Origin of the sequence: Arthrobacter sp. B1I2 (genome assembly GCF_030816485.1) — a bacterium.
In the GTDB taxonomy this organism is placed as follows: Bacteria; Actinomycetota; Actinomycetes; order Actinomycetales; family Micrococcaceae; genus Arthrobacter.
Window position 1 is genome coordinate 4213015 of sequence record NZ_JAUSYC010000001.1, and the last position, 14759, is coordinate 4227773.

A 14759-nucleotide genomic window follows, 5' to 3' on the forward strand; every position below is an offset into this window, starting at 1 on the left:
GACTAACTGCGCAGCCTCCGGGCTAATTCTGGTAAACAGTTCCAATGACCCAACCGCATGTTTTCGTAGCCATGGCCGACATCTTGAATCTCCGGTGTGACGCATGGCTGCTGCCTACGGACTCCACCGTCAAAATCGAGCAGCATTGGCTGCGGGCACATCCGGAGCTACGCAGCATGGCAGCGGCATCTGCATCGACGGATTTCCGTGACGGAAGCGCACTCGCCGAACCCATCAGCTCCTGGGAACCTGTGTCGCCCCTGCCAATCATGACGGCAGTGCCGGACGACGGTATATGGGGGCCCGCCGTCGTCGCCGAACGTCTTGAAGCGTTCGTCCGCAGCGCCCTCCTGGCGGTACCAGTGCCGCCCGACCACCGACCTTATCGACTCCTTGCCTTACCCTTATTCGGAACCGCCGGTGGGGGCGCTGGGAATCATCTTGGCGCTGCTCTGCGCGCTATCCTCGATGCCTCCGCCGGACTGGCCAGTCGATACGACGTCGACATTGTGCTTGTGCTGAGAGACCGAGCCGCGTTCTCACTGGCGCAGAAGCTGCGCCGAGAAGCGGCCGACGACTCGTCATGGCCTTCACTGGAACCCCACCTGCACGACAAGGCAAAATCCCTCGGGCAGACTGCAGGCGCCGGTCACCTGGTCCCGTTCCTGGGCGCAGGAGTCAGCGTCAGCGCCGGCGCCCCCAGCTGGGGCCAACTCCTCGACACGTTGCGGACCGGCGTCCGCCTGAAAGAAGCAGAGGCGAAGGCGTTTCAGGGGCTGGGACCGCTGGACCAAGCCGGCGTGCTTGAGCAGCTCTACGCCGACCAGCACGGCTCTCGGGCGGCTTTCGGCCGAGCCGTTGCTGCGGCGGTCGACCTGCCGAGATACGGACTTGCACCCGCGCTTCTCGCCGCGCTGCCCTCTTCCGGGGCGATCACTCTGAACTATGACCGGCTTTTCGAAATGGCCTGTGAAGATGCCCAACGGCCGCGAACGGTCATGCCCGAGAACATTCCTGCGGTTGGCAATGACTGGCTGCTAAAACTTCATGGCTCGGTCAATGCGCCGGAGAGCATTGTGCTGACCCGTGACGACTACCTCGGATACAACAGCAACCGGGAAGCGCTGTCCGCTCTAGTCAAGGCACACCTGCTGACCCACCACTTGTTGTTTGTGGGGTTCGGGCTCGCCGATGACCACTTCCATGAGATTGTCCACGATGTCAGGCGGGCGCTTCCGGCAACGGGCTCCAAGGAGCACCAGATGGGGACCGTACTCTCGCTCTTCCAAGAACCACTGCAGAGCCTTGTTTGGTCTGGAAAACTGGACATCCTTCCCATGTCCGGCGCACCAGCACAGAACGCGGGCGAAGAAGAAGTGCAGACGGCCCTCGCGGCAGCAGGAAGGGAACTTGAAATATTCCTCGACATGATGGCCGCCTACGCGACCGACAACCACTCGTATCTTCTGGCCCCCGCCTATAACCAAGGCCTTGCCGACGACGAACTGGTGTTGCGGCGGCAACTCCTTGCTCTTGCCAACCACGACCGGTCAGCAGGGACGGCTGAAGTGTGGGGCGTGCTCGACAAGGCCCTGGGTGAGCTGGGATTCGATGGAGGGGCCAAACGCTGAGATATCTACTTCCTCTTGCGGCCTCGTGAAGAATGTCGCGTCCTCAGACCTTGAGTCATCTAGCATTTCGTGGGTTTCGACACACTCTGGTTACGAGGGGCCCGACTATCCCTCATTGCCGTAAGTTCGTCCTATGGAACAGAACAAGGTCGCACGAGAGCAGCAGATTGCCGTATTCGGAGAGAGCGGAAGCGGCAAGACGGTGCTTTTGTCCTCCTTCTACGGATTAGCGGTAGAGCAGCTACTCTCCGGCACGGAGCAGTTCGACGTTCTCGCAGTCGATAGCGCTCACGGTCGGCGTCTGCATCAGAACTACCTCGGCATGAAGAATTCAGCCGTGCTACCGATGACGAATCGGTTTTCTGCCACGTCGTACGCGTTTTCGATCAAACGCAAGCCGGGGGCGGCTGCCAGGGTCAGGAGGAACGTCCCCGAAGAACTGCGCTTGGTGTGGCACGACTACCCCGGCGAGTGGTTCGAACAGGAGCCCAGCGGGGCGGAAGAAGCAAAGCGCCGGATCAACACATTCCAAGCTCTGCTGGGTTCCGATGTCGCGCTCGTGTTGGTGGATGGCCAGAGGCTTCTCGACAACGCGGGCGAGGAGGAACGTTATCTCAAACATCTTCTGACCAACCTCAGCACTCAGCTGCTCAAGCTGCGTGACAACCTTCTGCAAGATGACAAACCGCTGGTGACGTTCCCGCGGATCTGGCTGATGGCACTGTCTAAAGCCGACTTGATGCCGGACATGGATGTAACCGATTTCCGGGACCTGCTCGTAGAGAAAGCCGGAGCAGAGCTGAACAAACTGCAAGGGGTGATCGCAACGTTCGTGGAGGTTCCTGAGGCGTTGTCCGTGGGGGACGATTTTGTGCTGCTCTCCTCTGCCCAGTTCGAGCCGGAGAAGATTGAGGTGACCAAGCGTGTGGGGTTGGATTTGATCCTGCCGATTGCGGCGATGCTTCCCTTCTCTCGGTATGTGCGCTGGGCCCTCGCAATGCGAAAAGGCGCAAAGGTGGCCGATCATTTGCTGCGCGTGGCCAGGCCGGTGGCTGATTTCATTGGCAGCGATAGATTGCACGCTCTCCTAGCCCGGCTTCCTGGCCCGATCGGCAAGGTTGTGGCCTTGATAGGCCCCTTGCTTATGCAGACCGTGCTCGATCTCGTGGGACCCAAGGTGCTGGACATGCATGAGGAGGCGAAAGCAAAGCACGACTTCCTCGCCGAAACGTTGACCGGTTTCCAATTGGAGCTAGACCGTGGTGATGGTGAGAAGGTCCTGCTACGGAGCCGCGCGTGACGTCTGGCAGCAGTCCCACGGAGCCTAGCAATGTCTTTATTTGGGCCACTCGCGGGAAGAACTGGGGATTCCGCTTCCTGCGCACTGCGGGTTGGTCGGACCCGCTCGAGGTTTACGAAGCCGCATTCTCCGGAGTCGGGGACACCACGGAAGCCTTCCAAGGAAACGCAGACACCGTCGCCTTTCGGTTTCTAGATCCGGAGAAACGCCGTGATGCAGCAGGCAGAGTGATCCCGCACGAGTTTGTGCTGTTTCCGCCATTGTCTGCCAAGGTCAGCTCAGTAGATGACGGATTCCAACTAGTCTGGCCCCTCGTGAAGGATGACTTCGCCCGTTACTGGGAGCAACCCCAACCGCGGACCAACGGTTCTTAACAACCAGGATGGTCACCGCAGCATGACCAGCCAGGAATATAGTTCCATGCCGATGCGAGTCCAGATTTGTCGGCGCTTTGGACCCTGCTCCGAGACCGAAGCCGCGCCGGTGGACCTACTTCCACGCCCTCCGCCACAACCGCGAAGGCCTCCCCCGCGTCCCGTCTGACATCTGGCCCGTCCCGGCCAGCTTCGGCTCCATGAACCGCCGGAACGTGTCGCGCATCAGCGGCGCGCCAGCCACCACCTCGTGCAGCTCCCGCAGATCCTTCAACGTGAACGGTTCATCCAGCAGCGCCCCAGGATCCGGCGCCTCCGCATAGGCGGACCGCAGCCACTCCACCGCCTTGGCCACGATGTCCGCGTGCCCGTACGGCAGTCCGGCGATGATTTCCGGTTCCTCATCCACGGAAGCCAGCCTAACGCCGTCGGACTTCAACGCCTCCTCCAAAGCCGCCAGCGGCACCACGTCCACGTGCGCCACCGACAAAACCCACCCGCGGTCATCGCGCCCCGGCTCGTCGAACACCTGCAGCTGGCGCGGCACCCGCCCGGAGATCCCGGCCTTCTCCCGCAGGCACCGCAGCACCGCGTCCGCCAGGGTCTCGCGTTCGCGCAGGAACGTTCCCGGCAGGGCCCACTTTCTGTGCTGGTGGTCCTCCGCCCGGCGCACCAGCAGCACGCAAACACTCCCCTCCGCAACGGTCAGAACCGCCGTATCCACCGCCACCGACGGCCGCGGGTAGTCGAGCAGGGACGGGCCCGGAGTGTTCTTGGAATCCTTCACACCTCCATTTATCGCAGTCTTGCGCTAAAGAAGCAACACGTGCATACTGAAACCAATTAGCGCAGAAATGCGAAAAATCAACTGGAGGTTCCCATGAGAGTCCCGCAGCTTCACGTCGGCGCCGGCAGCAGCCTCGGCCCGCTCAGCATCTTCCCTGTCTGGACCTCCGCACCGGGAAGCCTCGGCATCAGCACCGGCACCCACGCAGACGTGGCCGTCACCGAGCTCGCCAGCGGCGCCCAGGTATCCCGCCTCACCGTCACCAACAACGGCCCGCACCCGGCACTGCTGCTGGAAGGCGAGCTGCTCGAAGGCGGGCAGCAGCACCGGACCTGCGCCCGCGACGTCGTCCTCGGGCCGGGTGAGACACGCGATATCGACACCTTCTGCGTCGAGGCCGGCCGCTGGGAAGCCGGGCAGAGCAACCACCGGCGGCAGGCACGCCGCGCCCCGCTGAACGTCTGGTCCGAGCTGGCCAACGGCCTGAACGGGCAACGGGGAGGAAACCGGCAAGACCGCATCTGGGAACGGGTCCGCCGGTTCGACGCCGCCCGGGGCGCCTCCGCCACCAGTTCCCTCGTCCAGCACATGGACTGGTTCAAGGACAACAAGGAGGAACGGAACCAGTTCAGCGCCGCGGACGCGCCCGCTCCGCTGGAGGGCCAGCGCGGCGTGGTGGTCGGCCTCGGCCGGCAGCCGCTGCTCCTGGAGGTCTTCGGCACCCACACCCTCTTCCGCCGCCACTACCGGCAGCTGATCGGGGCGGCACTGCTGGACCTCGAGCTCCTGCCACCCCAGGCGCTGGCCTCAGGACCGATGCCCGGCCAGTACGCCCGGGGCTTCGCCGCACACGTCCAGGCGATGGACTTCGGAACGTTCGACGGCGGCGCCGAAGCAGTGGAGGTACGGAACCACGGCTCCCTCCGGAGCCGCAACGTCTCCCGTGCAGCCGGGGCAGTCACCGCCGCCGGCATCGCCGTCGAACTCCCCCAGCGCCGCCCCCAGCTGGCCCACCTAACCGGCTGGAACACCCAACACCCCCTGATGGAGATGGCATGAAACTGAACCCCCTGCAGCATGACCGCGCGGCCGGCGTCCTCGTCGCTCTGGCCGCCGGCGACGCCCTCGGAGCCGGCTACGAGTTTGGCGCCCCGTTGCCGGACGGCGCCGAAGTCACCATGAAGGGCGGCGGACCGTTCGGGTTCGCGCCGGCCGAGTGGACCGACGACACGTCCATGGCCATCCCGATCGCCGAGGCGCTGCTGGAGTCCGCGTCCGACGCCGGCCCCTCCTCCCCCGCGGCGCTTACCATGGTGGTCCGGGCCTGGTCGTCCTGGGCGGCGGAGGCGAAGGACGTTGGGGCGCAGACGAGCTCCGTCATCGCTGCCGCCCGGCGGTTGGCTGCGGCTGCCGGGCGGAAGGTCCAGGCCGAGGACTTCACTGCCGCGGCCGTGGAATTCCATGCCCGAACCGGCCGCAGCGCCGGCAACGGTTCGCTGATGCGCACCGCCCCGCTGGCCCTCGCCTACCTGGAGCGGGAGCCTTCCGAACTAGTGGTTGCCGCCGGGGTGATGAGCGCCCTGACCCACGCCGACCCTGATGCGCAGGAGGCCTGCGGGCTGTGGTGCGTGGCGATCCGTCACGCGGTTCTCAACGGGCAGCTCGATGTCCGGGTGGGCCTGCCGCTGCTGCCCGACGAGCGGGCTTCGATCTGGCTGGAGCGGATCGAAACGGCCGAGCGGTCCCGGCCCCGGGACTTTACCCGCAACGGCTGGGTGGTTGAGGCGTTCCAAGGCGCTTGGAGTGCCATCCATTACGCGGGCCTTTCAGCATCAGGCCCGGCCCATCTTCGGGAGTCGCTGGAGGAGGCCGTGCGCGGCGGACGCGACACCGATACTGTCGCCGCCATCGCCGGTGGCCTGCTGGGAGCTGCTTACGGCTTCACCGCTGTACCGTTCGAGTGGCGGCAGCGCCTTCATGGCTGGCCGGGACTGCGCGCCCGCGACCTGATGATGCTGGGCATGGAACTGGGCCGGGGCGAAGGCCGGCGGACTGCGTCCTGGCCGCGGGCCGAACGTCAGGACTACAGCATGTGGGGCCGAACCGATGCGCTGGTCCAGCACCCGCACGACGACGGTGTGTGGCTGGGCGGCGTCGGCTCAGTCCAGCGGGTGGCTGAGTTGGGGATCGATGCCGTGGTGTCGCTCTGTCGGCTGGGCACACTGGATGTACCGGGCATATCTTCTGAAGACCACGCGACTTTTTGGGTCGTCGACTCTCCTGTTGAGGACGACAACGCACACGCCGCTTTTGTCCTTCAGGAGGCGGCAGCCGCCGTCGAACGCTACCGGGCAGAGGGCAAAACAGTACTGCTGCACTGTGTCCGGGCGGAGTCCCGAACACCTACTGTGGCCGCTCTGTATGGTGCCCGCGTTGCTGGAATTTCTCCGCTGAAGGCTCTGGAGGATGTGCGGCGGGCACTGCCCAATGCGCAGCCAAATCCTCTCTTCGCGAGGATGCTGGAGGATGAAAGTCAGAGGTCAAGTCACAAAGGGCGACCATTCGGAGCGTTTGACAACTAAAGTCCTTATCTGCTGGTAAGAATGACTTGGTATCACTGGGGATGCTCGTTTGCATTCGAATGGGGAGAGTCTGCAGTTGGGGGAAAAAGAGTCCGTGCCTCGTGCACGTGTGCTTAATAAAGACCAGATTCTGAGCCGGGCCGTGAAGGCCTATCAAGCGGGTGACCCGCTTCAGCGCATTGCGGCCGATGCCGGCATGAGAACTTACGAGATGCTGCGCCTGCTCAGCACGCGGGTAGCTGATCTGAGCGAGCAGCAGCGGTCCGAAGCTCTCCGCAAGCGGTGCGCTGCAACTGCTGAGGTTCTGCGAAAGGATGCTCACCGGGTCGTCCATCTTTTAGACGCTGGAATTGAAAGCTCTGATATTCCAAGAATTCTGGCCGCACTCGGGGCCATGATCGACGTCGATATTGCTGCAGAGCTGTTGAAGAGCCCTGAAGTCTTGAAGCACTCAGAACGTACAGCACCCCGCGCTTTTGTGACTGACAAAATGGGACTGCTGTTCGTGACCGGGTATCAACGCGGTGTGGAACCGGACTACCGACTGGTATTGGGCAAGGACCCTCTGCCAAGTATGCAGAACTATCGGATCCTCCTGGCCGAGCATCTGTCGCGGCCGCAGATCGGCCAAGTCATCGCTGTCATAGAGACGACTGCTGAAGCAATTAGTAAGGGCGACAATGTTGGAATTTCTTACGCCGAGTATGGAGCGCTCCGGGAAGCGGCAGCCCTTGAAATGGGTATCGACCCAAGTTCACCGTTTCCACCCCCCGCCGAACGGATTCGCGATCGCACGGAGGGAAGGTCTTGGCACTTAGCGCTGGAATCCGTGGGACTGCAATTTCCGGCCGTACAGGGCGGATATTCATCGTCGGACCATGAAGATGCCTCGCAGTCCTACCGCGCGACGGAGTGTCTCTTTGGATCTCCGAAAGATGTAGCTAGTTATGACAGCTGGATGATCGCCGAACTAGCCATGGGTCGGGATCGCCCCTCTGCGGTGGCCATCGGACGGCACTACGGGGCTTGGGAGTCTGTGATCGGCGCCTACGTTCCGTTGGAAGAAGATGAGCTCCGCGGGATCGTCAGTCATTTGAGAACCGAAGCTGCCGCAGACTACGCGTGGGCACGAGCTGCAGAACTCATCAGTGAAGTGCTCCGAACGATGCCGTGGAACTCGTTCCTCAGCATCCAATATGGGGCGGGCGCGGATGGCGGGCCTCAGCCGTACGCCCAGATCACCCCCGGGCCCGACGGGGCGTGGTGCGAGATCGTCTCCGAGGAATTCCTGCAGCCGGACGACTGGCCGATTTATCCCGAGCGACTGCTGCAAAACGGATGGTCGAAACCTGATGCGGCGGTCCCCAACTGGTTCAGGGAAGGCGTTGCGTTAGAAGATGCGGGGCACGTCACTCTTGAGGGCCTCAGAGACGGCCGGTCTTGTTATGAAGCTGACGAACTTCGATGGCACACCGGGAGTTTCCCATCCGAAAGCAACCCAGACGGCGGAGTCACAGTTGAAGACGTCCTGAAAGGCTCTGTGCAAACGCTCCGCAATGCCAGCTGAATTCCCATTTGAGTAGTTAGGACCAACATGACACTCCCCTCGATTCTCACCGAAGGCAATGAAGAAGAAGCGGCCCGTCTTCTGAGCGCCTACTATCGGCGTACAGCAGATGGCCTGCCCGCCTACACCGGCAGCTATTTCAATTCGTGGGCTGGCGGGGGAAACTCGGCCACCAGTGCAAACGTGATCACCGCGGACGACCTGATAGCCGTCTCATTTCTGGCGGTTGACATATCGGGCGAAGCTGCCATTGGCATCCTGGACACCCATCGAGAGAAAATTTCGCGTCTCCTAGCGAAAATTCCTGCCGACCGAGACCTGGCGGAGATACGTCCCGGCGAATTTGCAGATACCTTCGGCCCGGACAGCCCCGCGACTCAACTGTGGCATGTCCTTCGCGGCCGCGATACCGGCAGATGGGGCGTGGGAGAAACAAAGACCAGCAAGATTATGGCTCGTAAACGTCCGCGGCTGGTCCCGATCTACGACTCAGTGGTCGGACCGCTAATGGGCCTCAATGAGAATTCGATAGGCCAGTGGTCCACCTGGCACAGCGCTTTCCTGGAGGATCCCGGGCTCGCCCGACGTTTGGCAACAATCAGGCAGATTTCCGGGGTCGAAGATCCCATCTCAGACATCAGAGTCATGGACATCGTCCTGTGGATGCACGGAAAGCAATAACCACACAGGACCAACTAAATTTCCAGCACAGGAACTCGGAGCCAACATGCCCCTTTACCTCGACGAACTCGCTCTGAGCGTCGCCCGTTGCAGTGAGTTGGTCCGTGCCGACCACGTGACTGAAGAGGGCCGAGGTCACCCATGCCGGAAGATCGTGGAGTCGCAGGATGCGTTTGCTGGCCCTTTTCAAGTGCCTGAAGCATGGGCCGGCAACCTGGCCTCGGCCCGCATCGTGTTCCTGTCCTCGAACCCTGCCATCAGTGTGGGCAATCCAGCCGCCAGATGGCGCGCCAAGCGCGTAGCCGAGAAGTACCCTACCGTGGACTGGCATGATGCCGACATCGCGGATTTCATGATCAACCGCTTCGACCCGGAACACGGATGGGTCCTCAACCGCCGGCACCGAAAAGTGGAAACAGTAGACGGTCCGACGTGGGGCACTCCCGAGCCGTACTGGGGCTGGGTAGAGCAGCAGACTTACGCACTGCTCGGTTCCGGAACACCGTGGTACGAGCAGGCTGTGATGACGGAGGTGGTCCACTGCAAGTCCAACGGCGAGGAGGGCGTCGCCCAGGCTTCACAACTCTGCGCGCAGAAACATATGGACCGCATTCTCGCTGCGTCACCGGCAGGGCTTGTTGTGGTCGTTGGAAGCAAAGCCGCGCAGACACTCAAGCTTGCCTATCCTGCCGCCTTCCGGCAGCGGCCATTGTTTGGGAAGTACACGGAGCACGGTGTGCCGGACGAACAGCAGAACCTCTTCCAGATGGTGCTCGGCGGCAAGAGCCGGCTTATCTGTTTCCTGAAGCATCCCAGCGCACATGGTGCCCAGGCTTCGTTTGCGTCAAGTTACCCGGAAGTGCTCGACCGGCTGCGACTGGCTGCCATGGGAACACTTTGAGGTGCATTCCGGAAGAACCGGAGTTCGGCGACGGACAGCTGGCGGAAAAAGCCGTATGGACTGCTCTCAGGAACAGCCTCCCGGACGACGTCGTCCTGGCCCATTCCGTCCACGTCCGCGACGGCCGCAACGAGTACGAGATCGACTTATTGGTCCTTTGGCCGAATGTGGGCATGGCCGCGATCGAGGTCAAGGGCGGTCAGGTGAGCATCGCAGACGGGCAGTGGTATCAGTCGGACCGCAACCAGAAGCGAAAGATCCAAAGCCCCGTGGCGCAGTCCCAGAGTTCCTTGCACGCGCTCAAGAACTGGCTGGAAAACGAACTTGGGTCCCGTGTGAGCAGCCGCTGCGTCTACATGGTCAGCCTGCCGTACACCGACGTGCCAAGCGACTGGACCATGGCCGGGTGCCCACGGTCACTCATCCTTGACCAGGCCGACAGCAAGTCCCCGGCCGAGCTAGTCCGCCAAGCCATCGAAAATGAAGGAGGCGGCGCCTCCCCGCTGGCCCCGGCTTTCCTGGACCGCATCGTCCGCAAGCTGGGCGGAGACCTGGACACCGCCGTCGTACCTTCCACCACCTCCCAGGAGGACGAAGCAGCACAGGACCACCTCACCGAGCGCCAGTCCGTACTGCTCCAGGCGACCCGGTCACTCCCCCGGATCCGCTTCACCGGCGGCGCCGGCAGCGGAAAGACGTGGCTCGCCGTCGAAAAGGCCCGCATACTCAGCAAACAGGGCAAACGCGTTGGCCTCTTCTGCTACAACAAAGGCCTGGGGCAATACCTTCAGGACCGGGTGGCGACGTGGCGCCAGGCGAGGCCGGTGTTCACGGGCGAGTTCCACGAATACGTGCGCGGGCTCGGCGTACCGGACGGTACAGGGCAGGAGTACTTCGACGTCGAAATGCCCCGCCTCCTCAAGGAACTGGCAGCCGAAATGCACCCGCACGAGCGGCTGGACGCTGTCATTGTCGATGAGGCACAGGACTTCGCGCCCCTGTGGTGGGACGCGCTTCTCGCGTGCACAACCGACCCGGACGCGGGTGAGGTGTACGCCTTTATGGACGACCGGCAAGACGTCTACCAACGCTGGGGAGGCGCGACGGCGGACCTCACCGCCGGCCCGACGGCCACTTTCGTGCCCATCCACATCGACGACAACCTCCGCAACACCCGCAAGATCGCCGAGTCCTTCCGACCCTTCGCCGGCGAGCACTTCACACCACGGGGCAGCACTGGCCTGCCCGTACGGTTTGTGGACTGCCCCACGGAGGACGCGCTCGACGTGGCCGGAGACTGTATGGAGGCGCTGATCGAGGAAGGTTGGGCGAACAACCAGATCGCGCTCCTCACCACCAAGGACCGGCACCCCATCCACTTGGACTATTACGAGCGCGGTGCCACAGAGGAATACTGGCGCGAGTTCCACGCCAACGAAGCGGAGTTCTACGGCCACGTCTTGGGCTTCAAGGGCTTGGAACGTTCCGTGGTTGTTCTTTGCGTCAACGGCTTCAAGGACATGAGCCGGGCCCCGGAACAGCTGTACGTCGGGCTGTCCCGCGCGCGGAGCCTGCTGGTGGTTGTGGGTGATTCCGGGCTGCTGGAGGAGGCAGGCGGGCGGGAACTGAAGCTCGCGCTGGCGCGCACCCAGGCATGGAAACCGGTGCTCGGAGAGGGGTAGCGGCGCTGCCCACCTTAATTGTCAGTGCCTCGCCATACTCTTCAGGCACCAGATCAGAACCGTCCAATGGGGGATGACGTGCCAGAACTAGCCGACGCCGGGCCTTACCCGATTGCGACGCTTCCGCAGGTGCCCGTCCCGGCTGCGCCCGCGACGGTGCCAGCCTCCTACGACTATGCCTTCCTGTATTCGTGGCAGCAGGAAGCGCTGAAGGCCTGGCATTCGAATGCCCGCCGCGGCGTGGTAGAAGCCGTGACCGGCTCCGGTAAGACACGCGTTGGCATTGCCGCCGCTTTCGAGGCAGTCCGGCAGGGCATCAAGGTCCTGATCCTGGTCCCCACTGCAGAGCTTCAGCGCCAGTGGCTGGACTCCCTGCGCCGCGACCTGCCCGCTGCTCGGCGCGGTGCCCTTGGCGACGGCCGGTCTGATTCGCTCGACGACGTCGACATCCTGGTGGCCATTGTTCATTCTGCGTCCAACCGCGAGACCCTCCGTTCCCACAAAGCCGGTTTGATCATCGCCGACGAGTGCCACCGCTACGCCGCTCCGATGTTCACTGGTGCCCTTCAGGAAGGGTACGCCTGGCGGCTTGGGCTGACAGCCACGTTCGAAAGGGCCGATGGCGAGCATGAGAACCTCCTGACCCCATACTTCGGCGGCGTTATCTACAACCTCTGGTACGACCGCGCGCTGAAGAACGACGTCATTGCACCCTTCGAGATCGCCTTGGTTGGCGTCGACCTCACTGCTTCAGAACAGGCCGACTACGACGAGTTTTCGACATTGATGGTGGAGGCGGCACGGAACCTCGAGACTTACGCTGGCATCCCGCGGCGGCCCTTTCCCCAGTTCATTGCCGCTGTGGCTGCTCTCGCCGCTTCTGATTCGCCCAGCCGGGAAGCAACCATTGCGCGGAGGTACATGCGGGCCATGTCTTCACGGCTCACGCTGCTGGCCGAGGCAAAGACGAAATACTTGGCACTGGCAGCTCTGAAGGAAACCGTTGATGGGTCCCGTGGGACGCTGGTCTTCACGCAGACCCAGGAGTCCGCACGCCGGGCCCAGGAGCTCTACACCTCCCTCGGGTCGAAGGCGTCCGCGGTGTTCAGTGGCATGGTTAAAGACGAACGCCGGCAGGGCATGGAGGATTTCCGCACTGGCGCGTCGCAGATACTTGCCGCGCCGAGGCTCCTCGATGAAGGCATCGACGTCCCGGAGGCCGACCTCGGGATCATCGTTGCTGCCAACCGCAGCCAGCGGCAGATGGTGCAGCGACTTGGCCGCGTCATCCGCAAGAAGGCCGACGGCCGGCCCGGCCGGCTGGTTGTCCTCTACTCCAAGGGCACAGTGGAAGATCCGGACGTCCAGGGTGAGGAATTCCTCGGCAAGGTCCTGCCGTTCGCACGGAACGTTGAGTTCTTCGACATCAAGACGGATCTGGACGGGTTGCAGGAGTTCCTGCGCCAGGCGGAACCCGAAGAGGCTCCAGTGCCAGAACCCGAGAAGCCGGCAAGGCCTACGTCCGGGAAAGACGTTGGGTCGGAGGGCGGCAGTGCGCTTGAACCGGTGGTGGACCCTCCTGTGGAGGAGGAGGACGACGAGAGTGCGCCGACGGCGTTTGATCTTGAGGACTCAGGCTGGCTGGAGGAGCTTCAAGGGCTCGCCGGCTTCAGCGACGACGGGGTGTCGGACTACCTCCAGCAGGCAGGCCGCGCCGGTCTGCTGACAGCCGAGCAGGAAGTGGAGCTCGCCAAAGACATCGAAGCCGGCCTTTACGCTGCCCACCTGCTGGCGGACGGCCCTGCCCGCGGGCGCCGCGAAGCCCGGGAGCTCCGGACGATCTCACAGTTGGGCCAAAGGGCTACGGACGCCTTGCTTGAGGCGAACCTCCGGCTGGTGGTCTCCATCGCCAAGAAGTACGTGTTCCACGGCATGGATCTGCTTGACCTCATCCAAGAGGGGAACATCGGCCTCCATCGGGCAGTCTGCAAGTTCGACTACACCTTGGGTAACAAGTTCTCCACCTACGCCACGTGGTGGATCCGGCAGTCTGTCACTCGTGCCTTGGCAGATCAGGCACGGGCTATCCGGCTCCCTGTCCACATGGTGGAGCAGATCAACAAGGTGAAGTCCGTCCAACGCGAAGCCGCCCGAAAAGGCGTTGAGTACACCTCAGCAGAGCTCGGCAAGCTCACCGATCAGTCCGCCGGCAAAGCCGAATATCTTCTGAACCTGGACAAGCCCATGCATTCGCTGGACTACCTCGTGCCGGACGGTAGAGGTGGTCTGGAGCCACTGGCGGACCAACTCCTCGATCCGTGGCATGTAGATGTTCTTGACCAGATCGCCAAGGAACAGCTGAAGGCCCAAGTGCATGCGGTTCTGGACACCCTGACCGAACGTGAAGCAGGAGTCATCGCTATGCGCTTTGGGATTGACGACGGTGAGGAGAAGACCCTTGATGCTATCGGCAAGGTCTATGGTGTCACCCGAGAGCGCATCCGCCAGATCGAGTCGAAGACCATGGCGCTGCTCCGCGAACCCGAACGATGCCAATCCCTCCGGGAGTGGAACTTCGGCAGCGGCACCAGGGCCAGCAGCATCGAGGCAGGCGCAGCCTGATGCCGGGGCCGCGCAAATCGCCATGGCCGGCCAAAAGTGCGCCGCACGTTGATAATTACGAGGAGTTCATCAGCCGTCTCGATGCCGCGAGCGCCAAACTGATCACCCGACGCGGCACACTGGATGCAACTGTTGGGATCCTGGCTCTGCTGTTGATGCAGAACACCACCGGTCTTCAGCTCTGGGAGCAGCGGCTTCACGTGTGTGAGGAGCTGCTGGCAGGCACCGTTGGACAGCCTGCACGGAGATCCGCCCTGACCGAGCTCCACGAGGTTGCGCTCAAAATGAAGCCCCTGTTCACGAACCGGAAACAGCGGATCGATGTGAGGTTAGCCGCCGTCCAGGCGCGCTGCGAGGAAATCAACAGCGCCCTCAAGGGGCTGGAGAAGAGCAGGGCCAAACTCACGTCGTCCCGGATGCTCTCGGAGGAGCGCGAGAACCTGAGCCGGGCGATTGGAGAACTCAGCGGGTCGGCGGACGTGCCTGGAGTGGTCAATCCGGACCCGGGCCTGCGCAGCGATCTCCAGGACGCACGGCACGCCATAATCCTGGCCGAGGCCCTGCTCGAAGCGAAGCGGGAGAAATGATGCCAAAATTCCAGCCGGAGTCGCGGGTCCTCAGAGCTTTTACGT

General features: G+C 62.9%; 11 protein-coding genes. 10 read left to right on the forward strand and 1 reads right to left on the reverse strand.

The features are described 5' to 3' along the window. Window positions 1-44: 44 nt before the first annotated feature. Together QFZ57_RS19475 and QFZ57_RS19480 are read left to right on the forward strand one after the other, a co-directional pair. A complete protein-coding gene (locus tag QFZ57_RS19475; protein ID WP_306901413.1) occupies window positions 45-1631 on the forward strand; it encodes an SIR2 family NAD-dependent protein deacylase in 1587 nt (528 codons plus the stop codon). Window positions 1632-1764: 133 nt separating this feature from the next. Then, complete coding sequence (locus tag QFZ57_RS19480) at window positions 1765-2931, forward strand: TRAFAC clade GTPase domain-containing protein (protein WP_306901414.1); 1167 nt, start codon at window positions 1765-1767, stop codon at window positions 2929-2931. A 489-nt stretch (window positions 2932-3420) separates the two neighbouring features. Here the strand turns inward: QFZ57_RS19480 and QFZ57_RS19485 are convergent, their stop codons facing one another. Continuing rightward, the gene (locus tag QFZ57_RS19485) at window positions 3421-4092 is read right to left on the reverse strand and encodes an NUDIX hydrolase (RefSeq protein ID WP_306901416.1); all 672 of its coding nucleotides are present in this window, start codon (window positions 4090-4092) and stop codon (window positions 3421-3423) included. Between the two features lie 93 nt (window positions 4093-4185). On the opposite strand from QFZ57_RS19485, the gene QFZ57_RS19490 reads away from it, so the two are divergent. The 8 genes from QFZ57_RS19490 (at window position 4186) to QFZ57_RS19525 (ending at window position 14714) form a co-directional block, all read left to right on the forward strand. After that, the gene (locus QFZ57_RS19490) at window positions 4186-5151 is read left to right on the forward strand and encodes an ARPP-1 family domain-containing protein (protein WP_306901417.1); all 966 of its coding nucleotides are present in this window, start codon (window positions 4186-4188) and stop codon (window positions 5149-5151) included. After that, window positions 5148-6674 carry an ADP-ribosylglycohydrolase family protein gene (locus QFZ57_RS19495; protein WP_306901419.1) on the forward strand — a complete coding sequence of 509 codons (1527 nt, stop codon included), beginning with the start codon at window positions 5148-5150 and terminating at the stop codon, window positions 6672-6674. The genes QFZ57_RS19490 and QFZ57_RS19495 overlap by 4 nt, the downstream gene beginning before the upstream one ends. Before the next feature lie 76 nt (window positions 6675-6750). Then, a complete protein-coding gene (locus tag QFZ57_RS19500) occupies window positions 6751-8241 on the forward strand; it encodes a TY-Chap domain-containing protein (protein WP_306901420.1) in 1491 nt (496 codons plus the stop codon). A 27-nt stretch (window positions 8242-8268) separates the two neighbouring features. After that, the gene (locus tag QFZ57_RS19505; protein ID WP_306901421.1) at window positions 8269-8922 is read left to right on the forward strand and encodes a DUF6308 family protein; all 654 of its coding nucleotides are present in this window, start codon (window positions 8269-8271) and stop codon (window positions 8920-8922) included. A gap of 190 nt (window positions 8923-9112) precedes the next feature. Further along, window positions 9113-9823 (forward strand): hypothetical protein, encoded by a 711-nt coding sequence (locus QFZ57_RS19510; RefSeq protein ID WP_306901422.1) that lies wholly within the window; start codon window positions 9113-9115, stop codon window positions 9821-9823. Next, on the forward strand, window positions 9820-11505 hold the full coding sequence (locus tag QFZ57_RS19515; protein ID WP_306901423.1) for a nuclease-related domain-containing DEAD/DEAH box helicase: 1686 nt from the start codon (window positions 9820-9822) through the stop codon (window positions 11503-11505). The genes QFZ57_RS19510 and QFZ57_RS19515 overlap by 4 nt, the downstream gene beginning before the upstream one ends. 78 nt (window positions 11506-11583) lie before the next feature. Then, window positions 11584-14127: a sigma-70 family RNA polymerase sigma factor gene (locus QFZ57_RS19520; RefSeq protein ID WP_306901424.1), complete on the forward strand. Its 2544-nt coding sequence runs from the start codon at window positions 11584-11586 to the stop codon at window positions 14125-14127. Next, entirely contained in the window at window positions 14127-14714 is a 588-nt protein-coding gene (locus QFZ57_RS19525; RefSeq protein WP_306901425.1) for a hypothetical protein, read from the forward strand. The genes QFZ57_RS19520 and QFZ57_RS19525 overlap by 1 nt, the downstream gene beginning before the upstream one ends. Window positions 14715-14759 lie beyond the last annotated feature (45 nt).

Bases quoted from the DNA above. Each gene is read 5' to 3' on its own strand.
- QFZ57_RS19475 (WP_306901413.1), top strand. From the start codon at position 45: ATGACCCAACCGCATGTTTTCGTAGCCATGGCCGACATCTTGAATCTC.
- QFZ57_RS19480 (WP_306901414.1), top strand. From the start codon at position 1,765: ATGGAACAGAACAAGGTCGCACGAGAGCAGCAGATTGCCGTATTCGGA.
- QFZ57_RS19490 (WP_306901417.1), top strand. From the start codon at position 4,186: ATGAGAGTCCCGCAGCTTCACGTCGGCGCCGGCAGCAGCCTCGGCCCG.
- QFZ57_RS19495 (WP_306901419.1), top strand. From the start codon at position 5,148: ATGAAACTGAACCCCCTGCAGCATGACCGCGCGGCCGGCGTCCTCGTC.
- QFZ57_RS19505 (WP_306901421.1), top strand. From the start codon at position 8,269: ATGACACTCCCCTCGATTCTCACCGAAGGCAATGAAGAAGAAGCGGCC.
- QFZ57_RS19525 (WP_306901425.1), top strand. From the start codon at position 14,127: ATGCCGGGGCCGCGCAAATCGCCATGGCCGGCCAAAAGTGCGCCGCAC.